This window comes from Pseudomonas sp. GM74, assembly GCF_000282455.1.
GTDB lineage: Bacteria > Pseudomonadota > Gammaproteobacteria > Pseudomonadales > Pseudomonadaceae > Aquipseudomonas.
Window position 1 is genome coordinate 46,582 of sequence record NZ_AKJG01000163.1, and the last position, 24,538, is coordinate 71,119.

Sequence of the window (24,538 nt, forward strand, 5' to 3'; positions counted from 1 at the left end):
CAGTCAACGTTGATGTTGTCTGACACACCGCTTTCGCGAGCAAGCCCGCTCCCACAGGGACAGCTTCAGGCTGCCGGCCGTGTCGTTTACGACTGTTCGATGGAAGTTGTCATGTCCAGGTTTTCTGCTGTCCCGTGCTTGAGTACTGCCCAAGCCTCTTTTGCCCTGAACGAGTCTTGCATTCGTTTCAGGCACGCCACTGCGATTTTGTGCAGTGCATTGCTGGTTCCTTCCGCGCTGGCCGATGAACACGCCGGTCACACTGAAGAACTGAGCCCGACGGTGATTACCGCCGTTGCCCCCAGCTCGCCATTGACCATCGTCACCAACCCCAAGGACCCGCGCCAACCGGTGCCGGCCAGCGACGGCTCGGATTATCTGAAAACCATTCCGGGTTTCGCCCAAGTGCGCAACGGCGGCACCAACGGCGACCCGGTGCTGCGCGGCATGTTCGGCTCGCGGCTGAACATCCTCACCAACGGCGGTTTGATGCTCGGCGCCTGTCCTGGGCGGATGGACGCACCGACCTCCTACATTTCGCCGGAAACCTACGACAAGCTCACCGTGATCAAAGGCCCGCAAACCGTGCTGTGGGGACCGGGCGCTTCGGCCGGCACCATCCTGTTCGACCGTGAGCCGGAACACTTCGGCGAGCTCGGCACACGGGTCAACGCCAGCGTGCTGGCCGGCTCCAACGGGCGCTTCGACAAACTGGTGGACGCTGCTGCCGGCGGGTCACTGGGCTACGTGCGGGTAATCGGCAACACCGCACATGCAGACGACTACCAGGATGGCAACAACGACACCGTCCCATCGCGCTACGACAAATGGAACGGCGACGTCGCACTCGGTTGGACCCCGGATGCCGATACCCTGCTGGAGCTGACCGCCGGCAAGGGTGACGGCGAGGCGCGCTACGCCGGGCGCAGCATGGACGGTTCGCAGTTCCTGCGCGAAAGCCTCGGCCTGCGCTTCGAGAAATCCAACATCAGCGACGTACTGGAAAAGCTCGAAGCCCAGGTCTACTACAACTACGCTGACCACGTGATGGACAACTACACCCTGCGCACGCCGTCCGGCACCGGCAAGATGGCCGGCCCGATGGCCTCCAACGTCGACCGCCGTACCCTCGGCGCCCGGGTCAAGGCCACCTGGCGCTGGGCAGATGCGCAACTGATCAGCGGCATCGACGCGCAGACCAACGAGCATCGCCAGCGCGGCGCCATGGGCGTCGACACCTACAAGGACCTGCCGTACACCAAGGATGCCGACTTCCATAACTACGGTGTGTTCGGCGAACTGACCTGGTACGCCGCCGACCGTGACCGTTTGATCAGCGGCGCACGCCTGGACCGCGCCTCGGCCAAGGATTATCGGCAGACCATCGGCTCGGGCATGATGACCCGCCCGAATCCGACCGCCAACGACACCCGCGCCGATACCCTGCCCAGTGGCTTCATCCGCTACGAGCATGACCTGGCCGACAGCCCGACCACCTTGTACGCGGGCATCGGTCACACCCAGCGGTTCCCGGATTACTGGGAGCTGTTTTCACCCAAATCCGGCCCCGCCGGTTCGGTGAATGCCTTCGATTCGATCAAACCGGAAAAAACCACCCAGCTCGATTTCGGCCTGCAATACAAGACCGAAGCACTCGAAGCCTGGGCCTCGGGCTACGTCGGCCAGGTGCGCGATTACATCCTGTTCAACTACACCCCAACGATGATGGGCACGACCTCGCAAGCCGAGAACATCGACGCGCGAATCATGGGCGGCGAACTGGGCGCCGCGTACAGCCTCACTGAACACTGGAAAGCCGACGCGACCCTGGCCTACGCCTGGGGCAAGAACAGCAGCGATGGCTCTGCATTGCCGCAGATGCCGCCGCTGGATGCCCGTTTCGGCCTGACCTACAGCGAAGACAACTGGAGTGCCGGCGCACTGTGGAGAGTGGTCGCCGCACAAAACCGTATCGACCAGAACAAGGGCAATGTGGTCGGCAAGGACTTCGGCAAGACGCCGGGCTTCGGCGTGTTCTCCCTCAACGGTGCCTATCGGATCAACAGCAACTGGAAGGTCAGCAGCGGCGTCGACAACCTGTTCGGCAAGGCTTACGCCGAGCACTTGAACCTGGCCGGCAACGCCGGCTTCGGCTACCCGGCCAATGACCCGCAAGCCATCAAGGAACCGGGGCGAACGCTCTGGACCAAAGTGGACATGAGTTTCTAACCCTTGAGGGCCCCGCTCCCTCTGTGGGAGCGGGCTTGCCCGCGATCGGTTGCGCAGCAACCGCAAAACAAACAACTAAAAGATCCAGCCAAGCGGAGCACACGTGATGAAACAACCCAAAGTGAATTTCTACAACCTGGCCTGGCGCTGGCATTTCTATGCCGGATTGTTCGTTGCGCCGTTCATGGTGATGCTGGCCCTGACCGGCACCATTTACCTGTTCAAGCCGCAACTCGATTCGCTGATGTACAGCAGCCTGCTCAACGTACCGGCCGGTCATCACACCGTACCGGCCGACGACCTGCTCAAGCGGGTAAAAGATGCGTATCCCCAGGCAACGATCAAACAGTACCTGCCACCGGTCAATGCCGAACGCAGCGCCCAGTTTGTCGTGCTCAACGACGGCAACGAGCTGAACGTTTTTGTCGACCCGTACCACGGCGACATCCTCGGCGAGCAAGACGCCAAGAAGAACCTGCAAGCCATCGCACGCGCGATTCACGGCGAGCTGATGATCGGCACCGTCGGCGATCGGCTGATCGAACTGGCCGCTGGTTGGGGGGTGGTGCTGGTGGTTTCCGGCATTTTCCTGTGGTGGCCGCGCGGTCAGGCGGCGGGCATTTTGTGGCCACGCCTGAACAGTCGCGGGCGCGTATTGTGGCGTGACCTGCACGCGGTCACCGGGTTCTGGGGCGCGTCCCTGTTGCTGGTGATGCTGCTCAGCGGCATGACCTGGACCGGGTTCTGGGGCCAGCAGTACGCGGCGGTATGGAACGTCTTTCCGGCGACGATGTGGGATGACGTACCGAAGTCCGATGTCGAGGCGCGCAGCCTCAACACCGCGACCCGCCAGACCGTGCCATGGGCCATGGAAAATACGCCGATGCCGATGTCCGGCGACCATGCCGAACACATGGCCCACGACGGTGCATCGACCGGCCAGGCCGCGCCGACGATCCGCCTGCAAGACGTACAAGACATCGCCACGCAGAGTAAGGTCGAACCGGGCTACAGCATCACTTTGCCGAAATCCGCGACCGGCGTGTTCACCATCTCGGTGTTCGCCGACGACCCGCGTAATGACGCCACGTTGCACATCGACCAATACACCGGCAAGGTTCTGGCCGACGTGCGTTTCGAACACTACGGCAGCGTCGCCCGCGCCACGGAAATCGGCGTGATGCTGCACGAAGGCAAGATGTTCGGCACCTTCAACCAGATCGTGGTGTTGCTGATCTGCCTGATGATTCTGCTCAGTGCCGTCAGCGGCGTGGTGATCTGGTGGAAGCGTCGCCCGCAAGGAAAACTTGGCGTGCCGCCGCTGCGCCACGATCTGCCGAAATGGAAATCCGCGATGGTGATCATGTTTGCCCTGGCCGTAGCCTTTCCGTTGGTGGGTGCTTCGCTGGTGGTGGTGTGGGTGCTGGATCGTGTGCTGCTGTCGCGTTTTACCCGGCAGACTGAGAGCGCCTCATCTTCATCATGAAACAGCTGAGATGCGCGGGGCTCAATGGGCTGTAAACTCCCCCGCGCGTCACCTTCTCGCATTCAGGGTGTCCTTTCGGGCCTCTTCGCGAGCAAGCCCGCTCCCACAGGTCTTACGCAATCCCTGTGGGAGCGGGCTTGCTCGCGAAGAGGCCATCAGCATCACCTCAAGAGCCACTGCATGACCTCGCTGAACCTCGCAAACATTTCCTGGACGCCCCTGGGTCACGGTCACTGCCATCACCAATTCCAGCTGCGTGATGCCTGTGTGCATGTGGCCGCCGGTGAGTTCGTCGGGCTGATCGGCCCTAACGGCAGCGGCAAGACCAGCCTGTTGCGTTGTGCCTGGCGCCTCAACAAACCGGAAAGCGGCGAGGTCAGGCTTGATCACCACAATGTCTGGAAGCAGTCCTCACGCTGGTGTGCGCAACGCATCGCCGTGGTGTTGCAGGAGTTCCCGGATGCCTTCGGCCTGACTGTCTTTGAGGTGGTCGCCATGGGCCGCACGCCGCACAAAGGCTTGTTCGATGGCGACACGCTTGAAGACTCGAATCTCATCAATCAAGCCCTGGCGTCGGTCGGTCTCGAGGGGTTCGAAGACCACGGGTTCGCCACCCTCTCCGGTGGCGAAAAACAGCGGGTCATCCTCGCCCGCGCCCTGGCCCAGCAGCCACAGTTGCTGATCCTCGACGAGCCGACCAACCACCTCGACCCGCGCTATCAGCTTGAGCTGTTGAAGTTGGTCAAGCGCCTGGACATCGGCACCCTGGCGAGCATCCACGACCTCAATCTGGCGGCGGCTTTTTGTGATCGGCTGTACGTGATCAACCATGGCCGCATCGTCGCCAGCGGCACGCCGAAAGAAGTCCTGACGGCTGCGCTGCTGCGCAATGTGTTCGGTGTCGAAGCCCTGATCGATGAACATCCCTTGCACGGCTACCCACGAATCACCTGGATAACCCAACCATGACTTTGCGTTCCCTGCTGCGCTGCGGCCTCTCTCTCGTGATGCTGCTGGGCAGCGCCCAGGCCTTGGCCGAAGCCACCCGTTACCCGCTGACAGTCAAAAGCTGCAACCGCGAAGTGACCTTCACGCAAGCACCGCAACACGCCCTCAGCCACGACATCAACATGACCCAGATGATGCTCGCCCTCGGCCTCAAGCCACGGATGGCCGGCTACAGCGGCATCAGTGGGTGGAAGGCCGTGACGCCCGAGATGCAGGGCATTCTCGAAGGCCTTCCGGAACTGGCGGCCAAGTACCCGTCGGTGGAAACCCTGCTCAATGCCAACGTCGATTTCTTCTTCGCCGGTTGGGACTACGGCATGCGTATCGGCGGCGATCTCACGCCGCAAACCCTGCAACCGCTGGGCATCAATGTCTATGAGTTGACCGAGTCCTGCGCCTTCGTGATGAAGCGCCCGCCGGGCAGTCTCGAAGACACCTACAACGACCTGCGCAACCTCGGCAGGATTTTCGACGTGCAAGACCGCGCCAATACCCTGATCGCCAACATGCAAGCGCAAGTGGCGGACATTCGCAAAAACCTGCCCGCGGCAAAACCACGGGTCTTCCTGTACGACAGCGGCGAAGACCGGGCCATGACCTCCGGCCGGCTGGGCATGCCGCAAGCGCTGATCGATGCCGCTGGCGGGCGCAATATCCTGGAGGATGTCGACGCGAGCTGGACCCGGGTCAACTGGGAGAGCGTGGTCGAGCGCAACCCGCAGGTGATCGTGATCGTCGACTACAGCGAAATCACCGCCGAACAGAAGATTCAATTCCTGCTGGACAACAAAGCCCTGCAATCGGTGGACGCGATCAAGCACCGGCGCTTCATCGTCATCCCGTACGTGCAGGCCACGCCGGGAATCGACAATGTGCAGGCGGTCGCAACCCTGGCCAAGGGTTTCCACGGCGAATGATCAACCGTCGCTATGCCCTGTTACTGATCGCCCTCGGTGCGCTGTTGCTGGTGTCGTGCGTGGTGTCCCTGGGTTTCGGCCCGGCGCGGGTACCGCTGGACGTGGTGTGGCGCATCCTGTTGCACAAACTGTTCGGCTTCGGTGTGCCGGACTGGAGTCCTGGGCAGGAACATATCGTCTGGCTGATCCGCGTTCCGCGCATGCTGCTCGGCGCGTTGGTGGGCGCCGGGCTGGCGTTGATCGGCGCGGTGCTGCAAGCGGTCACGCGCAACCCGTTGGCCGACCCGCACTTGCTCGGGGTCACGTCCGGCGCGACGTTGGGTGCCGTGATCGTGGTGCTGCATGTCGGTGAAATCGTTGGCCTGCTGACCTTGCCGATCGCTGCTTTTATCGGGGCATTGCTGAGCATGCTGGTGGTGCTGATGATCGCCAGTCGTCACGGTCGCCTCGACAGTGACCGCTTGCTGCTGTGTGGCGTGGCGGTGTCATTCGTGATGATGGCGATTGCCAATTTGCTGCTGTTCATGGGCGACCATCGGGCCAGTTCGGCGGTGATGTTCTGGATGCTCGGCGGGCTCGGACTGGCACGCTGGGAACTGCTGGCGGTGCCGACAGCCAGTGTGTTGCTCGGGCTGACTCTGCTGCTGGGCATGGCGCGACCGTTGAATGCGCTGATGGCCGGTGAGCAGACCGCAGTGACCCTGGGCCTGAATGCGCGCACCGTGCGCCTGCGGGTGTTTTTGATTGCGTCATTGATGACCGGGGTGCTGGTGTCGATCAGCGGCTCGATCGGTTTTGTCGGGCTGATGGTGCCGCATATTGCGCGACGTCTGGTCGGGGCTGAACACCGAAGATTGCTGCCGGTGTGCGTGCTGCTCGGCAGCGTGTTTCTGGTTTGGGTCGACGTCGCCGCCCGGACGATGATCGCGCCCGAAGACTTGCCTATTGGTGTGGCCACGGCGGCGATTGGCGGGTTGTTCTTCATAGGCTTGATGCGAAGTCGTTAACGCATGTTTAATTAAAATAAACTTCAAAACTGCATGTATACCTGGAAAAACCTCGTATTGAGTTAGCACTTAACAAATCCATTACCACGCTCATACTCCGCTCCCGCGAGTTGAATAATAAAAAACACTCGCGCACTTCAATGGCGATTATTCCTACATACTAATCGTCACAACTCCTACAAGAGCGGAAAGAGGTAAACATGTTCAAAAAACTCATCATATCCATCGCACTTGTTTCAACGCCCGCATGGGCAGCCCAGCCCCCCTTTACTGGCGTTGATTACAGTGGCCGATACCAATGTACCGGCATGGACAGCCATATCGGTGCGTTTGAAGGTGTTGTCGACATGAAGCTCAATGCCGAACAAAGTACCGGCGAACATGGCGCATACGGATTTACTCTGACATTGCTCGACAATTCCCGGTATGACGGGTTTGCTGCCGCCAACTTGAATTCGCTGGCGATTTACTTTGCTCACACGGATCCGTCGCTCAAGGATTACGGCGTCGGGATTGCGAACATCGCTTCCACGCCTGACGGGAAAACTTCATTCACCAAGTACTATTACGGCCCGGAGTACGAAGGTGGCGGACATGGTTTTGAAACCTGCATCAAAAGCTGAGTTGATGCGCCACTGACCTTGTGGGAGCGGGCTTGCTCGCGAAAGCGGTAGGTCAGACACCTTAAATGGTGACTGACACGCCCTCCTCGCGAGCAAGCCCGCTCCCACGTTTGATTTGTGCTGCTCATAACATTCGCGCCCCAATGTGACGCACCTCGGTGCACCAGACCTCCGACCATGTCCTCTCATGGTGCGCCATCAAACCGTGCAACCGCTCTAAAACGACATTTCCCTGCCTTTTGCCGACTGGGCACAGCCCTTGCAAAACACACCTTCAGTAGTCCGCATCTGCCAACCAAGAAAACTCATAAGTTCATGGAGATCGCACAATGAAGCGTCGCAGTTTGATCAAGGCTTTCACTCTCTCGGCATCCATTGCCGCAATGGGCATGACCTGGACCGTCCAGGCCGCCGAGACCATCAAGGTCGGTATTCTGCATTCGTTGTCCGGGACCATGGCGATCTCCGAAACGTCGTTGAAAGACATGGCGCTGATGACCATCGACGAGATCAACGCCAAGGGCGGCGTGAACGGCAAGATGCTGGAACCGGTGGTGGTCGACCCGGCGTCGAACTGGCCACTGTTCGCCGAGAAGGGCCGCCAGTTGCTGACCCAGGACAAGGTCGCCGTGGTGTTCGGTTGCTGGACTTCCGTATCGCGCAAATCGGTACTGCCGGTGTTCGAAGAGCTCAATGGCCTGCTGTTCTACCCGGTGCAGTACGAAGGCGAAGAAATGTCGCCGAACGTGTTCTACACCGGCGCCGCGCCGAACCAGCAGGCAATCCCTGCCGTTGAATACCTGATGAGCGAAGAAGGCGGCAGCGCCAAGCGTTACTTCCTGCTCGGCACTGACTACGTCTACCCGCGCACCACCAACAAGATCCTGCGTTCGTTCCTGCACTCCAAAGGCGTGGCCGACAAGGACATCGAAGAGGTCTATACCCCCTTCGGTCACAGCGACTACCAGACCATCGTCGCCAACATCAAAAAATTCTCGGCGGGCGGCAAGACCGCAGTCATCTCCACCGTCAACGGCGACTCCAACGTGCCTTTCTACAAAGAACTGGCGAACCAGGGCCTGAAAGCCACCGACGTTCCGGTTGTGGCGTTCTCGGTCGGCGAAGAAGAACTGCGCGGCATCGACACCAAGCCACTGGTGGGCAACCTGGCGGCGTGGAACTACTTCGAATCGGTCGAGAACCCGGTGAACAAGAAGTTCGTCGATGACTGGAAGGCCTACGCGAAAAAACACAACCTGCCGGGTGCCGACAAAGCAGTGACCAACGACCCGATGGAGGCCACTTATGTCGGCATCCACATGTGGGCGCAAGCGGCGGAAAAAGCCAAGTCCACCGACGTCGACAAAGTCCGCGAAGCCCTGGCCGGCCAGACCTTTGCCGCGCCGTCCGGCTACACCCTGACCATGGACAAGACCAATCACCACCTGCACAAGCCGGTAATGATCGGCGAGATCCAGGCCGACGGTCAGTTCAACGTGGTGTGGCAGACCGAAGGGCCGATCCGCGCCCAGCCTTGGAGCCCGTTCATCCAGGGCAACGACAAGAAGCCGGAGTATGCGGTGAAGAGCAACTGAGCCACTGGATGTCGGCCCCGGGTACTTTGTCTCAGGCCGACACAAATCCCTGTGGGAGCTGGCTTGCCTGCGATGGCATCACCTCGGTGCAGCAGATACATCGAGTCGCCTGCATCGCTGGCAAGCCAGCTCCCACAATGTCCGCGTCAAGGCGACTAACTATGTCCACCGCCCTTTACCGAATTCTTCTGGCTCTCGCACTGCTATTGCCGATGGCCACCCACGCCGGCGACGCCGAAGACTTCGTCGCCGCCAATCCAGTGCAGCAAGCCAGGCTGCTGGAAACCTGGGCGGCGCAGCCCGATCCGGCCCGCATCGAACTGATCAACGCCCTGCAACAAGGCGAGTTGACTGTCGACGGCCAGCCGAAAACCTTGCGCCTGAACAACCGCCTTCGGGGACTGATCGACACCGCACTGGCCAGTCATCAGTTGCTCGCTGCCGACGCCAAAACCCGTCTGGCCGCCGCGCAGCAATTGCAGAAGAGCGCCAGGCCGGCACAGTTGAAATTCCTCGACCAGCAACTGGCGGGCGAGAAGGACGAGAGCGTTCACGCCGCCCTCAGCCTTGCCCTGGCCAATCTGCAATTGGTGGACGCTGACCCGGCTGTGCGCCTCGCCGCGGTGCGTTTGCTCGGCGAGACCGGCGACCCGCTGGCCCGCACCCGCCTCGAAGGTTTGCTCGAACCTGGCGTTGAGGCCGATGCCAATGTGCGCACGGCGGCCGAAACCAGCCTCGCTCAAGTCAAACGCAAACTGCTGGTCGGCGAGATGCTCGGCCAGGCATTCAGCGGTATGTCACTAGGATCGATTTTGCTGCTCGCCGCCCTGGGGCTTGCGATCACCTTCGGCCTGCTCGGCGTGATCAACATGGCCCACGGCGAGATGCTGATGCTCGGCGCCTACTCGACCTATGTGGTGCAACTGATGTTCCAGCGCTTCGCACCGCAGGCCATCGAGTTCTATCCGCTGATAGCGCTGCCCGTGGCGTTTTTCGTCACCGCGGCCATCGGCATGGCGCTGGAGCGCACGGTGATTCGCCACCTCTACGGCCGTCCGCTGGAAACCCTGCTCGCCACCTGGGGTATCAGCCTGATGCTGATTCAACTGGTTCGCCTGGTGTTCGGCGCGCAGAACGTCGAAGTGGCCAATCCGGCGTGGCTGTCGGGCGGGATTCAAGTGTTGCCGAACCTGGTGCTGCCGTACAACCGCATCGTCATCATTGCCTTTGCGCTGTTTGTGGTGGTGCTGACCTGGCTGTTGCTGAACAAGACACGCCTGGGCCTGAACGTGCGCGCCGTCACCCAGAACCGCAACATGGCCGCCTGCTGCGGCGTACCCACCGGGCGCGTGGACATGCTCGCCTTCGGCCTCGGCTCGGGCATCGCCGGCCTCGGTGGCGTGGCCCTGAGCCAGATCGGCAACGTCGGCCCGGACCTCGGCCAGAGCTACATCATCGACTCGTTCCTGGTGGTGGTGCTCGGCGGTGTCGGTCAGTTGGCCGGTAGCGTGCTGGCGGCGTTCGGCCTGGGGATCGCCAACAAGATTCTCGAACCGCAGATCGGTGCCGTGCTCGGCAAGATCCTTATCCTCGCGCTGATCATTCTGTTCATCCAGAAACGTCCGCAAGGCCTCTTCGCACTCAAAGGACGGGTGATCGACTGATGAACCAGCCCCTGCTCGTTACCGCGACCCAAAAAGCCGGCCCTAAAGTCTCGATTGCCGTCGGTACAGTGATCCTCGTTCTGCTGTTGGCGCTGCCGCTGCTGTCGCTGTTATCGCCGGACAGCACACTGCACGTTTCAGCCTATACGCTGACGCTGGTGGGCAAGATTCTTTGCTACGCCATCGTCGCACTGGCACTGGATCTGGTGTGGGGTTACGCCGGGCTGCTGTCCCTCGGCCACGGTCTGTTCTTCGCCCTCGGCGGCTATACCATGGGCATGTACCTGATGCGCCAGACCTCGGGCGATGGTTTGCCGGCGTTCATGACGTTCCTGTCGTGGACCGAAATGCCGTGGTTCTGGACCGGCACCAGCAGCTTCCTCTGGACCCTGTGCCTGGTGGTATTGGCGCCGGGGTTGCTGGCGCTGGTGTTCGGCTTCTTCGCCTTCCGTTCGCGGATCAAGGGCGTGTACTTCTCGATCATGACCCAGGCCCTGACTTTCGCCGGCATGTTGCTGTTCTTCCGCAACGAAACCGGCTTCGGTGGCAACAACGGCTTCACCAACTTCCGCACCATTCTCGGCTTCGGCATCACTGAGCCGGGCACCCGCGCCGTGCTGTTTTTCGCCACGGTGCTGTTGCTGGTGGCGAGCCTGTACATCGGCTGGCGCCTGGCGCAAAGCAAGTTCGGACGGGTGTTGACCGCGCTACGCGATGCGGAAAATCGCCTGATGTTCTGCGGTTACGATCCACGCGGTTTCAAGTTGTTCGTGTGGGTGTTGAGCGCTGTGTTGTGCGGCCTGGCCGGTGCGCTGTACGTGCCGCAAGTCGGCATCATCAACCCGAGCGAGATGTCGCCGACCAACTCGATTGAAGCGGCGGTGTGGGTGGCCCTTGGCGGTCGCGGCACGCTGATCGGCCCGTTGCTCGGCGCCGGTGTGGTCAACGGCATGAAGAGCTGGTTCACCGTGGCCTTCCCCGAGTACTGGCTGTTCTTCCTCGGCGCGCTGTTCATCGTTGTGACCCTGTATTTGCCCAAAGGCGTGATCGGTCTGCTGAAGAAAAGAGGTGAATCATGAGAATCACGGCAACCGCTGAATTCATGCTCGAACCGGCGTTTTTCCCCGTAGAACCCAACAAGGACGCCGGCAGCAGCCGTGACGCCATCGGTCTCGGCCAACGTGCCGGCAAAGGCCTGAACACCCGCCACGGCACCCTCCTGACCCTGGAAGACATCAGCGTCAGCTTCGACGGCTTCCGCGCGCTGAACAATCTGAACCTGTACATCGGCGTCGGTGAGTTGCGCTGCATCATCGGCCCCAACGGCGCGGGCAAGACCACGCTGATGGACGTGATCACCGGCAAGACCCGGCCCAGTCATGGCAAGGCCTGGTTCGGCGAAACCCTGGACCTGACGCAGATGAGCGAAGTGCAGATCGCCCAGGCCGGTATCGGCCGCAAGTTCCAGAAGCCGACGGTGTTCGAAGCCTTGAGCGTGTTCGAGAACCTGGAACTGGCACAGAAAACCGACAAGTCGGTATGGGCCAGCCTGCGGGCGCGCTTGAACGGTGAACAAAGAGATCGCATCGCCGAAGTGCTGGAGACCATTCGCCTGACCAGCTCGGTCAATCGCCCGGCCGGCCTGCTGTCCCACGGCCAGAAGCAGTTCCTGGAGATCGGCATGCTGCTGATGCAGGACCCGCAATTGCTGCTGCTCGACGAACCGGTGGCGGGCATGACCGACGCCGAAACCGAGTTCACCGCAGAGCTGTTCAAGAGCCTGGCGGGCAAGCATTCGCTGATGGTGGTGGAACACGACATGGGTTTCGTCGGCTCCATCGCCGACCACGTCACCGTGTTGCATCAGGGCAGCGTGCTGGCCGAAGGATCGCTGGAGCAGGTGCAGGCCGATGATCGTGTTGTTGAAGTCTACTTGGGGAGGTGAATCGGCCAGCTTCAAGTCGCAAGCTTCAAGCGGCAAGTCAAAGCAAAGCCGTTCACCGTCCCGCTCTTACTTGCAGCTTGAAGCTTGCCGCTTGAAGCCCAACTAACGGAGTTCCGATGTTACAGGTCCAACACCTTCACCAATACTACGGTGGAAGCCACATCCTGCGCGGCCTGACATTCGACGTGAAGGTCGGCGAGGTCACCTGCCTGCTCGGGCGCAACGGCGTGGGCAAGACCACCCTGCTCAAATGCCTGATGGGCCTGCTGCCCGCCAAGGAGGGTGCGGTGAAGTGGGAAGGCAAACCGATCACCACGTTCAAGCCGCACCAGCGCGTGCATGCCGGCATTGCCTACGTGCCGCAAGGCCGGGAGATCTTTGGCCGCCTCACCGTGGAAGAAAACCTGCTGATGGGGCTGTCGCGTTTCCCCGGTAGCGAAGCCAGGGAAGTGCCGGCGTTCATCTACGAGCTGTTCCCGGTGCTGCTGCAAATGAAGCAACGCCGGGGGGGCGACCTGTCCGGCGGTCAGCAACAACAACTGGCCATCGGCCGTGCGTTGGCCAGTCGCCCTCGCCTGCTGATCCTCGATGAGCCCACTGAAGGCATCCAGCCGTCGGTGATCAAGGAAATCGGTGCAGTGATCAAAAAACTCGCCGCCCGGGGCGACATGGCAATTCTACTGGTCGAGCAGTTCTACGATTTCGCCGCCGAACTGGCCGATCAATACCTGGTGATGTCCCGGGGCGAAATCGTGCAACAGGGTCGCGGCGAGAACATGGAAGCCGAAGGTGTGCGCGGCTTGGTTACCATCTAAGGTTCGATCTAATCTGTAGCATCCTGACGATAATTAGAAACCATGAATCTACCTGCCTCCCTTTTGTTCACGCCCAGTTGGCATGCCGAGCTCGAACTGGGTTACGCCCGGTTCGGCGAGACCTCGCGCCCGGTTCTGCGCCGGCATAAAGGTCCGCTGCGGGTACAAAAACACCTGTATGCCGAAGGGCCGGAAGTCTGCCAGCACATCATCGTCCACCCACCCGGCGGGATTGCCGGCGGTGATCGGCTGGACATCGCGGCCAGCGTCGAACGCGATGCCTGGGCACAGATCACCAGCCCCGGTGCGGCCAAGTGGTATCGCGCCGCCGGCCCCGCTTATCAGCAACTGAAGTTGACGGTGGCGGCCGGCGCGACACTGGAATGGCTGCCCCAGGAGACGATCATTTTCAGCGCTGCCCAGGCTGAACTCAGCACCACAATTGACCTTGAAGGCGATGCGCGGCTGTTCTACTGGGACGTCGTGGCCCTGGGCCGTCCGGCCAGTGGCGAGCGCTTCGACCTTGGACACTTCCAGGCGCAACTGGATATCCGCCGCAACGGTCAGTTGCTCTGGCATGAGCGCCAGCGCATTGTCGGGGCGGACGGTTTGCTTGATTCGCCCATCGGGCTGGATGGGCAACCGGTGTTTGCGACGTTGTTGGTGACCGGGGAAATCGATAGCGACTTGCTGGAAACCTGCCGCTCGCTGCCCAACGACGTGCGCGGGGATCTGACCCAACTGCCTGGGTTGCTGGTTGCACGGTGTCTGGCCAGTGAAGCGTTGTTGGCGCGGGGATGGTTGATTGAACTTTGGAAGTTGTTGCGCCCCGCCCTTCTGGGTCGCGAGGCCGTATCACCCAGAATATGGAGCAACTGAAATGCGATCGAATGTGGGAGCGGGTTTGCATTCACAGATCCGAACTTTTTAATCTGCCCAGATGGATGTCTACGATGGACCTGACCCCACGCGAAAAAGACAAGCTGCTGATCTTCACTGCCGGCCTGGTGGCCGAGCGGCGTTTGGCTCGCGGTTTGAAGCTCAATTACCCGGAGGCCATGGCCTACATCTCCGCCGCACTGCTTGAAGGCGCCCGCGACGGCCAGACCGTGGCCGACCTGATGCACTTCGGCACCACCCTGCTGACCCGCGAACAGGTGATGGAGGGCATCCCGGAAATGATCCCGGAAATCCAGGTCGAGGCCACCTTCCCCGACGGCACCAAACTGGTCACCGTCCACCAACCCATCGCCTGAGGTCGCGCCATGACTTACCACATTCGCGATGCCGTGCATGCCGATCTGCCGGCCATTCGTGACATCTACAACGACGCGGTGCTCAACACCACGGCGATCTGGAACGAGCAAGCGGTCGACCTCGAAAACCGCCAGGCCTGGTTCAGCGCCCGGCAATCCCAGAGTTATCCGATTCTGGTGATTGTCGATGCCGACAACTCGGTGCTCGGGTACGCCTCGTTCGGCGACTGGCGGCCCTTCGACGGTTTCCGCCACACCGTCGAGCACTCGGTCTACGTGCGCAGCGACCAGCGTGGCAATGGCCTCGGCCTGCAACTGTTGGAAGCACTGATCGAACGCGCCAAAGGCTGCGGCAAGCACGTGATGGTCGCCGCCATCGAAAGCGGTAACGCCGCATCCATTCGCTTGCATGAGCGCATCGGGTTTATCACCACCGGGCAAATGCCCCAGGTCGGCACCAAGTTCGGTCGCTGGCTGGACCTGACCTTCATGCAACTGACCCTTGATCCCGGCGCGCAACCGCCGAGCGTCGACCAGGAGTAATGCCCGATGAACGCCGCCCAACTGCGACGCGTCAATGTTGAAAGCTTTGCGCATTATCGCCAGGGACTGATCGACCTGCTGCTCGATGCCGTCGGCTATGGCGCCAGTGTCGGATTCATGGCTGACCTCGATGCGACCCAGGCCCGCGCCTATTTCGACGAGGTCCAGGACAACCTGAACAGGGGCAATGTGTTGCTGTGGGTGGTGGTCAAGGACGAACAGGTCCAGGCCAGCGTGCAGTTGGGTTTGTGCCAGAAAGCCAACGGCCTGAACCGCGCCGAAGTGCAGAAACTGCTGGTGCGTGAACAGGCGCGGCGCCGCGGTCTGGGCCAGCAACTGATGAGCGCTCTGGAGGTGGCAGCCCTGCAGCACAAGCGCGGCATGCTTTATCTCGACACCGAGGCGGGCTCTCCTGCCGAAGACTTCTACAAGGCGCTGGGTTACACCCGCGCCGGCGAAATTCCCGACTACGCCTGCGACCCGAGCGGCCGCTACAAGCCGACCGCCCTCTACTACAAGATTCTCCAAGGAGCCCATTGATGATTCCCGGCGAATACCAGATCCAGCCCGGCGAGACCGAACTCAACGTCGGCCGCCGCACGATCAGCCTGAAGGTGGCCAACAGCGGCGACCGGCCGATCCAGGTCGGCTCGCATTACCACTTTTTTGAAACCAACGACGCCCTGGCGTTCGACCGTGCCGCCAGTCGCGGCATGCGCCTGAACATCCCGGCCGGCACGGCGATGCGTTTCGAACCGGGGCAGAGTCGCGAAGTGGAGTTGGTGGATCTGGCGGGGCATCGTCGAGTGTTCGGGTTTGCCGGCAGGATCATGGGCGATCTTGATTGAAGATCAAAAGATCGCAGCCTCGCTTCGCTCGACAGCTCCTACAGAAAAACGCGATTTACGGGGAAACACGATCCCCCTGTAGGAGCTGTCGAGCGAAGCGTGGCTGCGATAGCGAGCGACGCGAGCGGTCTCAAAAACAATTGAATCCCAAGGCAAGCGCATGAAAATCTCAAGACAAGCCTACGCCGACATGTTCGGTCCCACCGTCGGTGACAAGGTGCGCCTGGCCGATACCGAGTTGTGGATCGAAGTGGAACAGGACTTCACCACCTACGGCGAAGAAGTGAAATTCGGTGGCGGTAAAGTCATCCGTGACGGACAGGGTCAGAGCCAGTTGCTCGCCGCCGAAGTGGTCGACACCCTGATCACCAACGCGCTGATCATCGATCACTGGGGCATCGTCAAGGCCGACGTCGGCCTCAAGGACGGGCGCATCGCCGCGATCGGCAAGGCCGGCAACCCGGACATCCAGCCCAATGTCAGCATCGCCATTGGCGCCAGCACCGAAGTCATCGCCGGCGAAGGCATGATCCTCACCGCTGGCGGCATCGACACCCACATCCACTTCATCTGCCCGCAGCAGATCGAAGAGGCGTTGATGAGCGGCGTCACCACCATGATCGGCGGCGGCACCGGGCCGGCCACCGGCACCAATGCGACCACATGCACCTCCGGACCATGGCACCTGGCGCGCATGCTCCAGGCCGCCGATGCCTTCCCGATGAACATCGGCCTGACCGGCAAGGGTAACGCCAGCCTGCCGGAGCCGTTGATCGAACAGGTCAAGGCCGGTGCCATCGGCCTCAAGCTGCATGAGGACTGGGGCACCACGCCGGCGAGTATCGACAACTGCCTGAGCGTCGCCGACCAGTTCGACGTGCAGGTGGCGATCCACACCGACACCCTAAACGAGTCCGGTTTCGTCGAGGCCACCCTCGCCGCCTTCAAGGGCCGCACCATTCACACCTATCACACCGAAGGTGCCGGTGGCGGACACGCACCGGACATCATCAAGGCCTGCGGTTTTGCCAACGTACTGCCGAGTTCAACCAACCCGACCCGGCCGTTCACCCGCAATACCATTGACGAACACCTCGACATGCTGATGGTCTGCCACCACCTGGACCCGAGCATTGCCGAAGACGTGGCCTTCGCCGAAAGCCGCATCCGCCGCGAGACCATTGCCGCCGAAGACATCCTCCACGACCTAGGCGCGTTCTCGATGATCAGCTCCGACAGCCAGGCCATGGGCCGGGTCGGCGAAGTCATCACGCGCACCTGGCAGACTGCCGACAAAATGAAAAAACAACGCGGGCCGCTACCCGGCGATGGTGAAGGCAACGACAACTTCCGCGCCAAACGCTACATCGCCAAGTACACCATCAACCCCGCGATCACCCACGGCATCAGCCATGAAGTGGGTTCGGTCGAAGTGGGAAAATGGGCAGACCTGGTGCTCTGGCGCCCGGCGTTTTTCGGCGTGAAGCCAACGCTGATTCTCAAGGGCGGTGCCATTGCGGCCAGCCTGATGGGCGACGCAAATGCCTCGATCCCGACGCCACAACCGGTGCACTACCGCCCGATGTTCGCCAGCTTCGGCGGCTCGCTGCATGCCACCAGCCTGACCTTCATCAGCCAGGCCGCGCAGGAAGCCGGCCTTCCCGAGGCCCTGGGTCTGAAGAAGAAAATCGCCGTGGTCAAAGGCTGCCGCGAGGTGCAGAAAACCGACCTGATCCACAACGACTACCTGCCGAATATCGATGTCGATCCGCAGACCTATCAGGTCAAGGCCGACGGTGTGTTGTTGTGGTGTGAACCGGCACAAACCTTGCCGATGGCCCAGCGTTACTTCCTGTTCTGAGCCGGTAACTGCATGACAGACAAAGGCCTCACACACCGCGTGTAGAGGCCTTCGTTTTTTTCCGTGGTTACTGAACAGATTCAATCCGCAGCCGATCCAGCCTGGCCCGAATCATCGCGTCCTGTGTCAGTTTTTTCAGCAACTGCGTAATCTGCCGGTCGATGTCATCCAAGGCTTGAACATACGCCTCGTCAGTCATCACCTTGCCACCGGCAAAGTCCGTTTCACTTTTGCCCAGTTCACTGCAAAGCCCTTTGATTTGTGCCTCCACCGCAGCCTTTTCCTCGGTGGTGAGCCGCGTACCTTCGGCCCTGCGCTGCAATGCATCCTGCAAGTCGATGGTGGCGTCGATCCTGCGTTTCAAACCATTCAGTTCTTCGCGGTAAGTCGACTCCAGCCAGGTTTTCCAGAGCGGTTGTTCGAAGATCCTGTCGATCAGCAGATCACCTTCCTCCAGCGCCTTGATGCGCTGGAATGCATCTTCGATCATCTCTTTGCTGACTTCGGCAATCTTGCGAAACTGCATGCCCCGTGCCTGCCATGGCAAATCCAGGCGCTCGGCCAGATCAGTCATGTAGGCCAGGTGCACTTCCACTTCATCGATAGCGCCGGTCACTTCGCCATCCGCGTCGTAGCGGCGAAACCGCTCTCCCTTCGCCAAACGCTCAGACACCCGGCGACGGGCAATGGCACCGAGTTCATCGAGCCGGGACTTGCCCAGTGCCAATTCCAGTAACTGTGTTTCGATCAAGTCCGCACGCGCCAGGACGTAAGCTTCGTGGACCAACACCTGCACGCCCATGGCATTGAACAGTTGCGTACCGCCATCCACGCATTCGGTGGGGGTTGTCGCTTCGTTGAACAGCTTGATTCGCAGCTCACTGTCGCGGGCCATGGCTTCGAGCATGCGCCAGACCTTGGTCGTCAGTTCCGTCTGATAGTCGCCGCCGGCCTTGAAGTCGGCGGATTCGGTGAGCTTGCGGATTTCGTTGAAGAACGGCACTGAATCGAACTCATCCTCGACCGCGTTCCAGATTTCCTGCTTTTTCTGCCATTCCTGCTCGGACATACCCGTCGCCCAGTCCGCGCTGTCGACTACGCCGCGAGGCGGATAGGGACGCTCCGGATCCATGCCGACCGACTCGATGTAAGACTTGAGGATCTCGAGATTCTCCGGCGAGATCCAACGCGGCCCCCGGCTGATCACGGTTCGCGCCAGTAGCTCTGCGCGAAATGAACCGGGCGCGACCTCGGGTATCCGACTGATCGGGTTGCCGCTCAAGTCAAGGTAGATACTGCGCGGTCGCGGTTGCGAAAACAGCCCGACAGGCCAGCTGTCCAGTCCCGTTTCGTCCAGCAACAGCACCTGCAAATGTGGCATTCGGCTGATGTTCGGAATGAGCTTGAGCGGGTTGCCGCGCAAGCGCAGGGATGTCATGCGCGTCAGATTCTTCAGGCGATCGACCGCCAATGCATCCAGTTCAATTTTATTGCGTTCAAGCAACAGGTGGGTGAGATGAGGCATGTCCTTCACCGCCTGCGGAAGCGCCGTCAGCAGATTGTCTTGCAGATTGAGATAGCGCACCTGGTGAAACGAGTCGAGAAATGACATGTGCTCGCCGCGCAACCGGCCACCGCACAGGCTCAACTCGGTGACATGATCGAAGTTGGCTTCTAGTTTCGGCAGGGTATCCAAAAGCTCGCTCAGCTTTGGAATATTGTCGAACTTCAAGGACTGCGGACGCAGCACACCCTCCACGCCCACACCTTCGGGCCCGGTGCGCTGCCAGCATTGCCTGAGTGCTTTGTAGATATTGTTTCGCGCATGCCACTCCGCCACGCCCGCCGGGGTAAAACGATAGGATTGCGTCGGCGAGTTCATCCAGCGTTGCAGGGCGTGATTCAACTGGTTGAACTCGGCCTCGAGCACGGCCAGTCGTTCATGCACCGTACCTTCACCCTGGCTGAACTCCGCCAACAGCGTCTCGACCTCCTCCGAGGTAAAATCCGGATACAGTGCATGAGCCCGTCGCCTCAGCCCCATGCCATACGGTGCTTGCCGGGCATAGCCACGCATGCCGCCGCGCAGGCGCATGACGGTCGGATCGTAAGTCGGTTTGAAATTCGGGTTGTCCCGCAGAATCGGCTCAAACACCTGACGATCCAGCGGGTGTGCCTTTATCGCTTGTTCCAGGCGTGCTGCCTCGTTGGTACCGAAACCCAGGGCTGCTCGTTGCGAATCCGGCAACGCATGCAGCACCGCGGCATACACATTGTCCGCACCATGCAGGTGTTGATCGCTGTCGTCCCTCGCTTCGTATTTGCCATCCTCACCCAAGATCAGCACTTTGCGGATCGGTGCGTCGACGGGGCCGAGACTGTCGGTCAGCGCTCCCCCGAATGAATACTCACGAACCTCCAGGCGCACATCCGCCGGCCAGCCCGGCAAGGCCGCCAGGGAGTGCAACTCCAGGCGTGCGGTGTCAGCGTTGTGCAAGGCGTCGAGGTAAAGGCCCTCATAGGCCCGTGTCATCCGCAGTTGCTCGGCGGCCTTGCGGGCATGTTCCGCCAGCCGCAAGGGTACGCGTTTTTTTTCGGTCAGGTGCTGCACGTCCGAAGGGTGCGCCTCACCCAGCAGTTCTTGCGCCTGGCTGATCGAAATCTCTGCAAAATCCCCCTTGAGCAAATTCACCAGAGGATCGTCCGAACGGGTCCGGCGACTGTACAGAAGGTCGAACAACTGCCGCTTGCGCTGGCCCAACTGTGCCGCCCATTGATCGCGCAATGCTTCGGTACGCTTCTGCGCGTCACCGGATAACCATTTGTCGAGCAGTTCGCGAAGCGCCTGTTCGTCAAGGAACCCCACCACCCGCCCGGGCAGCGCCCCCGCCAGCAGGTCAGACCAGGTCATCTGCAACGTATTGGCCGGTGACGCCTGGGCATAGCCGTCCTTGATCGCCGCCCCTGTCAATCCCGGCCCCTGGAAGACTTCTATGGCCTTGTCGTCGGGCCAGCCATCCATTTCGGTCATGGCTCGCACGGCGTAATCGGCCCACTCCTCGCCGATCCGGTTGGCCAGAATCTGCTCTGCGCAGGCTTGCGCATCGGCATGGGCCTTGAAGCGCTTGAGGGTATCGGCCAACAGAGCGGGAGGGGTCTCCTGTTCGACGTGAAGCCGGCGCAGCATATTTTCGTGCACGCCGCTGGCGGTCAGAATCTGCTCCAGGGTTTCATCGGAAAGTCCATCCACCGAAGCGCCCAGACGCCTGAGTATTTGCCCCTTGTCCCATTCGAGCGGTTGGTCGAGCTCCGTCTTCCAACTGCCGGCACCGTTGTGCTCCAACAGCGGCTGATAGGCATCGGCGCGAGTCGGGTGTTGAATCCGATGCCGGCCAGTGTCCGGGTCTTGCCTGACTGCGTAGCATTTGTCATCACGGCGCAGCAGGTCCTGCTCCTGATGACGGTACAAGCCTGTGTCACTGGCCTTCGCCCCATCGGGCAATACGACCGGTTGTTCATAGGGAGCGAGGTCAGGGCTCCACAAACGCTCCTTGCCGCCGACCTCCACGGGTTTGAGACCCTCGACAAACGGCGACACCTTAATCGGCGCGACACCGGTGCCGGGCAGTACATGTCCGGCGCTCATGAGTGCCAATTGCGCGAAGTTGATCAAGACCCCGTTGAAATAGGCAGAGGCCTGCTCCTTGTCACCCTTGCTCCAGTCCTCGATGCCTTCGGCCACCTCGGCGAGCATCTGCGCGACCATGATGCCGAGCATGGCTTCGCCCAGTCCGGGCACCAGCATTGCGGTGAAATTGAACACGTTCCAGGCGATCGACAGGTAACTGGTCAGGCGTTTGAAGCGTGCGTTGGCATCCTCATCGTCGGTCGGTACGGCAATAAGCCGAGCATCGGCAATGGCCTTGTCACGACGCGCCACAAAAAGAGCAATCCACAGATCACCTGTAATCCGGTTGGTGATGGGCTCGGCATTGGGGTTTTCAACCGCGGTTTCACGCCACCACGGCCCCATGTCGAGCGGTTCGCGCTCGCGCCAGGTGAAGGTCGTGAGACGCTCGTTGACCCTGGTGAAAAACAGCCCTTTGTCCTTCTGCGCCACAAAACGGCTGAAAAAGGACTGGTAATCCGTATTTCTCAACTGACCCAGCAGCTCCTTCATGAACGCGGTCAGCGACGAGTACTCCTTCACCGGGTGGTCAGGATCGTCTGGAACGTAGGCAATCAATGGGCCGGATATACGGGTTTGTTGATGTATGTCGTCCCGACGCAGCAGTTCTTCTCTCACGCCCTGAGAGCCATTGGCCAGAAATGCCTGCAACAGCTTGAACTGTCCGTAGGCGTTTTCAGGCAGCACCGGTAGTCTCTCAGACCATTCACTCCAGAACCTTAATGATTCGGGGGTCAGTCCATCGACCAATTGCTTGATTTTCGAGGGTTCGCTAACCGCACTGAACAGCACAATGCCCGTCAACCGAAAGCCCATCAGCGACAAACGATGACCATGCAAAGGCTGGTTATACAGGGTGACGTCGGCTTGCCCCTCACGTATCTGCAGCAGCTTGCCGTAGGCATGATCGCTGATATCGTCCTTTAGCCGGGCAATCAGCGCGGCCACATGAAAAGCCGCCTTTTCACTGGCCACCGAATCCCGTTGCAAGGTTCGCTGTGCCTGTGGGGTATCGGGCAACAGGACGGACTTGATGTGTCGCTGGTATTGCCCGCCAATGTCCAGGCTTCGGCACAAGGCTGCAAACGCTGGAAGGGTGATGGCCGGTTCAAGGCTGAGACTGCCCCGACTGTCTCTGCGGTAAACACCGGAGCTGTTGCGCAACGCGCCAGGTGCCGTTTCGTCTTCTTCGAAGTTGTGCAGCGCTGCTTCCAGCAACGTGGATTGGCGGACACGACTGGCCCCGGTATCGATGCCGAAAATGAACTTGCTCGGCACCTCGAGCTGTACGGTGAGTTCGTTGAAGTTCTCGACCGTACTGAATTTCGACTGCAAAGCCGTTTTGAGCAACGGCTCGGCGAAGGCATTGATGTCGTGCTTAAAGTCGCCCTGGGTCTGGTCCAGTACGTCTTGCAAACGCCAGCGCTCATCCATCAACTGCTTGAGGTATTGACGGTCGATTTCCCGTGCGCCGCTATACCACTCGGGCATTTTCGGCGCGAGCGCCAGCAGGGACTTCAACCTCTCCACCGGCGCACTTTTGATGGCGCCGGGGATCACGTCGTTTGCACGACGGTAATGTATCCCGTGACTATCGATGGACACTGCGCCCGGTATTTTCTGTGAGTTGCTTCCATGCAAATCAGACACTTTTGAATCACCTTGATGACAGGAAAAGAACTACCAGCTTATTCACCTGCACCTGAAACAAAAGTCCAAATAGCTGCTTGGCCGCCCCCCTGAAAAGGCTCCGAGGGATCGAAAATCAGGGAGCCAAAAACATATATCTACCACCATCGGTGTGGCCGCCTGTGCCACCGCATGAGCGGTCGTGTTTTTTCCACCAAAGGGACTACTATTCGATTCGCTGTCCCCCGATTCATGCTCAGGTAACCGCCATGCGTCTTTCCGAATTCATCGTGCTACACGTTGATCGCATCGTCGATGAGTGGGAGCAGTTCGCCAAATCCATCACCCCGGCCGCCGACTCCATGGACAGCGTCGCCTTGCGCGACCATGCCCGGTCGATCCTGCTGGCCGCGGCCCGGGACATGTGCAAGCCCCAGACACCCTCCGAACAAGCGGCCAAGGCACGCGGCGAAGGCACGGAGAAAACCCCGAGCCTCGACGAGGCCGGTGCCAGCCATGGCGAGTTGCGCCATACCGTGGGTTTTGATCTGGTGCAGATGACCAGTGAGTTCCGTCATTTGCGCGCCTGCGTCATCCGCCTGTGGGTCAACAGCCTGCAATCGCCTGACCTGGCCTACTTCCAGGACATGATCCGCTTCAACGAAGCCATCGACGAAGCCCTGGCCGAATCCACCGCCGCCTATGCCGAAATGGTCAACCGTTCCCGGGACATTTTCCTCGCGATCCTCGGTCATGACCTGCGCGCGCCCCTGCAGGCGGTGAGCATGTCCACCGAAATCCTGCTGCGCAAAGCCGCACTGGAAGGTGATGCGCTCAAGTGCGCGATCAATATTCAGCGCAGCACCGGGCACCTAGCGGTGATGGTCGGGGATTTGCTGGAACTGGTGCGCAGTCGCCTGGGCAAGCACCTGCCGATCGAACCGGCGTCCATGGACCTGGCCGAAGCGGCACGGGACGCGATTGCGCGGGCCTGTGCCGGTCAACCGGAGTGCGATCCGACCCTGACGGTACAGGGTGACACCCGCGGTACCTGGGACCCACGCAGGCTCGATCAGATGCTGCAAAACCTGATCGGCAATGCCTTGCAGCATGGCTCGAGCAAACGTGAAGTGACCTTGACCCTCAAGGGCGAGGCCGACAGCGTTCGGCTGACGGTGCACAACGACGGAATCCCCATCCCCAGCGATGCGATCGCGACCATTTTCGACCCGCTGGTGCGCAGTGCCAGCGAAGAACTCGGCGAGCCGACTACCAGCCTTGGGTTGGGGCTGTTTATCGTCAAGGAAGTGGTCGACGCCCATCGGGGAACGATTGAAGTCAGCTCTAATGAGAGCGATGGCACGACGTTTACCGTGGTGTTGCCGAGGAAAGTCTAGACGCTTGCTGAGGGGCGGCTTTTGTGG

General features: G+C 60.7%; 19 protein-coding genes. 18 read left to right on the top strand and 1 reads right to left on the bottom strand.

Going from position 1 to position 24,538, the window contains the following annotated elements; translation table 11 throughout:
* Nucleotides 1-111 precede the first annotated feature (111 nt).
* From PMI34_RS01205 to ureC, 17 genes are all read left to right on the top strand, one after another.
* Nucleotides 112-2,229 (top strand): TonB-dependent copper receptor, encoded by a 2,118-nt coding sequence (locus tag PMI34_RS01205; RefSeq protein ID WP_008053987.1) that lies wholly within the window; start codon nucleotides 112-114, stop codon nucleotides 2,227-2,229.
* Nucleotides 2,230-2,335: 106 nt separating this feature from the next.
* On the top strand, nucleotides 2,336-3,715 hold the full coding sequence (locus PMI34_RS01200; protein ID WP_008053988.1) for a PepSY-associated TM helix domain-containing protein: 1,380 nt from the start codon (nucleotides 2,336-2,338) through the stop codon (nucleotides 3,713-3,715).
* Nucleotides 3,716-3,895: 180 nt separating this feature from the next.
* Complete coding sequence (locus PMI34_RS01195) at nucleotides 3,896-4,684, top strand: ABC transporter ATP-binding protein (protein WP_008053989.1); 789 nt, start codon at nucleotides 3,896-3,898, stop codon at nucleotides 4,682-4,684.
* Nucleotides 4,681-5,640, top strand: coding sequence for an ABC transporter substrate-binding protein (locus PMI34_RS01190; protein ID WP_008053990.1), 960 nt, complete (start codon nucleotides 4,681-4,683; stop codon nucleotides 5,638-5,640). Before PMI34_RS01195 ends, PMI34_RS01190 begins: the two co-directional genes overlap by 4 nt.
* On the top strand, nucleotides 5,637-6,647 hold the full coding sequence (locus tag PMI34_RS01185) for a FecCD family ABC transporter permease (protein WP_008053992.1): 1,011 nt from the start codon (nucleotides 5,637-5,639) through the stop codon (nucleotides 6,645-6,647). Before PMI34_RS01190 ends, PMI34_RS01185 begins: the two co-directional genes overlap by 4 nt.
* 200 nt (nucleotides 6,648-6,847) lie before the next feature.
* Complete coding sequence (locus tag PMI34_RS01180; protein WP_008053993.1) at nucleotides 6,848-7,270, top strand: hypothetical protein; 423 nt, start codon at nucleotides 6,848-6,850, stop codon at nucleotides 7,268-7,270.
* Between the two features lie 329 nt (nucleotides 7,271-7,599).
* Nucleotides 7,600-8,865, top strand: coding sequence for an urea ABC transporter substrate-binding protein (gene urtA / locus PMI34_RS01175; protein WP_008053994.1), 1,266 nt, complete (start codon nucleotides 7,600-7,602; stop codon nucleotides 8,863-8,865).
* A gap of 161 nt (nucleotides 8,866-9,026) precedes the next feature.
* Nucleotides 9,027-10,529 carry an urea ABC transporter permease subunit UrtB gene (gene urtB, locus PMI34_RS01170; RefSeq protein WP_008053997.1) on the top strand — a complete coding sequence of 501 codons (1,503 nt, stop codon included), beginning with the start codon at nucleotides 9,027-9,029 and terminating at the stop codon, nucleotides 10,527-10,529.
* Entirely contained in the window at nucleotides 10,529-11,608 is a 1,080-nt protein-coding gene (gene urtC / locus PMI34_RS01165) for an urea ABC transporter permease subunit UrtC (protein WP_008053998.1), read from the top strand. The genes urtB and urtC overlap by 1 nt, the downstream gene beginning before the upstream one ends.
* Nucleotides 11,605-12,474 carry an urea ABC transporter ATP-binding protein UrtD gene (gene urtD / locus PMI34_RS01160; protein WP_008053999.1) on the top strand — a complete coding sequence of 290 codons (870 nt, stop codon included), beginning with the start codon at nucleotides 11,605-11,607 and terminating at the stop codon, nucleotides 12,472-12,474. Before urtC ends, urtD begins: the two co-directional genes overlap by 4 nt.
* Nucleotides 12,475-12,590: 116 nt before the next feature.
* Nucleotides 12,591-13,289, top strand: a complete 699-nt coding sequence (gene urtE / locus PMI34_RS01155) for an urea ABC transporter ATP-binding subunit UrtE (RefSeq protein ID WP_008054000.1) — start codon at nucleotides 12,591-12,593, stop codon at nucleotides 13,287-13,289.
* Between the two features lie 42 nt (nucleotides 13,290-13,331).
* Nucleotides 13,332-14,168 carry an urease accessory protein UreD gene (locus PMI34_RS01150; protein WP_008054001.1) on the top strand — a complete coding sequence of 279 codons (837 nt, stop codon included), beginning with the start codon at nucleotides 13,332-13,334 and terminating at the stop codon, nucleotides 14,166-14,168.
* Between the two features lie 74 nt (nucleotides 14,169-14,242).
* Nucleotides 14,243-14,545 (top strand): urease subunit gamma, encoded by a 303-nt coding sequence (locus PMI34_RS01145; protein ID WP_008054002.1) that lies wholly within the window; start codon nucleotides 14,243-14,245, stop codon nucleotides 14,543-14,545.
* A 9-nt stretch (nucleotides 14,546-14,554) separates the two neighbouring features.
* Nucleotides 14,555-15,088, top strand: a complete 534-nt coding sequence (locus PMI34_RS01140) for a GNAT family N-acetyltransferase (protein WP_008054003.1) — start codon at nucleotides 14,555-14,557, stop codon at nucleotides 15,086-15,088.
* A 6-nt stretch (nucleotides 15,089-15,094) separates the two neighbouring features.
* Nucleotides 15,095-15,628, top strand: coding sequence for a GNAT family N-acetyltransferase (locus tag PMI34_RS01135; protein WP_008054004.1), 534 nt, complete (start codon nucleotides 15,095-15,097; stop codon nucleotides 15,626-15,628).
* A complete protein-coding gene (locus PMI34_RS01130; RefSeq protein ID WP_008054005.1) occupies nucleotides 15,628-15,936 on the top strand; it encodes an urease subunit beta in 309 nt (102 codons plus the stop codon). The genes PMI34_RS01135 and PMI34_RS01130 overlap by 1 nt, the downstream gene beginning before the upstream one ends.
* A 160-nt stretch (nucleotides 15,937-16,096) precedes the next feature.
* On the top strand, nucleotides 16,097-17,797 hold the full coding sequence (gene ureC / locus PMI34_RS01125) for an urease subunit alpha (RefSeq protein ID WP_008054006.1): 1,701 nt from the start codon (nucleotides 16,097-16,099) through the stop codon (nucleotides 17,795-17,797).
* A gap of 67 nt (nucleotides 17,798-17,864) precedes the next feature.
* On the opposite strand, the gene PMI34_RS01120 is transcribed toward ureC, so the two are convergent.
* On the bottom strand, nucleotides 17,865-23,135 hold the full coding sequence (locus PMI34_RS01120; protein ID WP_008054007.1) for a dermonecrotic toxin domain-containing protein: 5,271 nt from the start codon (nucleotides 23,133-23,135) through the stop codon (nucleotides 17,865-17,867).
* A gap of 248 nt (nucleotides 23,136-23,383) precedes the next feature.
* Here PMI34_RS01120 and PMI34_RS01115 point away from each other — a divergent pair, with 248 nt between their 5' ends.
* Complete coding sequence (locus PMI34_RS01115) at nucleotides 23,384-24,511, top strand: sensor histidine kinase (protein ID WP_008054008.1); 1,128 nt, start codon at nucleotides 23,384-23,386, stop codon at nucleotides 24,509-24,511.
* Nucleotides 24,512-24,538: the final 27 nt, after the last annotated feature.

Bases quoted from the DNA above. Each gene is read 5' to 3' on its own strand.
- PMI34_RS01200 (WP_008053988.1), top strand. From the start codon at position 2,336: ATGAAACAACCCAAAGTGAATTTCTACAACCTGGCCTGGCGCTGGCAT.
- urtB (WP_008053997.1), top strand. From the start codon at position 9,027: ATGTCCACCGCCCTTTACCGAATTCTTCTGGCTCTCGCACTGCTATTG.
- PMI34_RS01205 (WP_008053987.1), top strand. From the start codon at position 112: ATGTCCAGGTTTTCTGCTGTCCCGTGCTTGAGTACTGCCCAAGCCTCT.
- PMI34_RS01145 (WP_008054002.1), top strand. From the start codon at position 14,243: ATGGACCTGACCCCACGCGAAAAAGACAAGCTGCTGATCTTCACTGCC.
- PMI34_RS01180 (WP_008053993.1), top strand. From the start codon at position 6,848: ATGTTCAAAAAACTCATCATATCCATCGCACTTGTTTCAACGCCCGCA.
- PMI34_RS01115 (WP_008054008.1), top strand. From the start codon at position 23,384: ATGCGTCTTTCCGAATTCATCGTGCTACACGTTGATCGCATCGTCGAT.
- PMI34_RS01135 (WP_008054004.1), top strand. From the start codon at position 15,095: ATGAACGCCGCCCAACTGCGACGCGTCAATGTTGAAAGCTTTGCGCAT.
- urtE (WP_008054000.1), top strand. From the start codon at position 12,591: ATGTTACAGGTCCAACACCTTCACCAATACTACGGTGGAAGCCACATC.
- ureC (WP_008054006.1), top strand. From the start codon at position 16,097: ATGAAAATCTCAAGACAAGCCTACGCCGACATGTTCGGTCCCACCGTC.
- urtC (WP_008053998.1), top strand. From the start codon at position 10,529: ATGAACCAGCCCCTGCTCGTTACCGCGACCCAAAAAGCCGGCCCTAAA.
- urtA (WP_008053994.1), top strand. From the start codon at position 7,600: ATGAAGCGTCGCAGTTTGATCAAGGCTTTCACTCTCTCGGCATCCATT.
- PMI34_RS01130 (WP_008054005.1), top strand. From the start codon at position 15,628: ATGATTCCCGGCGAATACCAGATCCAGCCCGGCGAGACCGAACTCAAC.
- PMI34_RS01150 (WP_008054001.1), top strand. From the start codon at position 13,332: ATGAATCTACCTGCCTCCCTTTTGTTCACGCCCAGTTGGCATGCCGAG.
- PMI34_RS01195 (WP_008053989.1), top strand. From the start codon at position 3,896: ATGACCTCGCTGAACCTCGCAAACATTTCCTGGACGCCCCTGGGTCAC.
- PMI34_RS01190 (WP_008053990.1), top strand. From the start codon at position 4,681: ATGACTTTGCGTTCCCTGCTGCGCTGCGGCCTCTCTCTCGTGATGCTG.
- PMI34_RS01185 (WP_008053992.1), top strand. From the start codon at position 5,637: ATGATCAACCGTCGCTATGCCCTGTTACTGATCGCCCTCGGTGCGCTG.
- urtD (WP_008053999.1), top strand. From the start codon at position 11,605: ATGAGAATCACGGCAACCGCTGAATTCATGCTCGAACCGGCGTTTTTC.
- PMI34_RS01140 (WP_008054003.1), top strand. From the start codon at position 14,555: ATGACTTACCACATTCGCGATGCCGTGCATGCCGATCTGCCGGCCATT.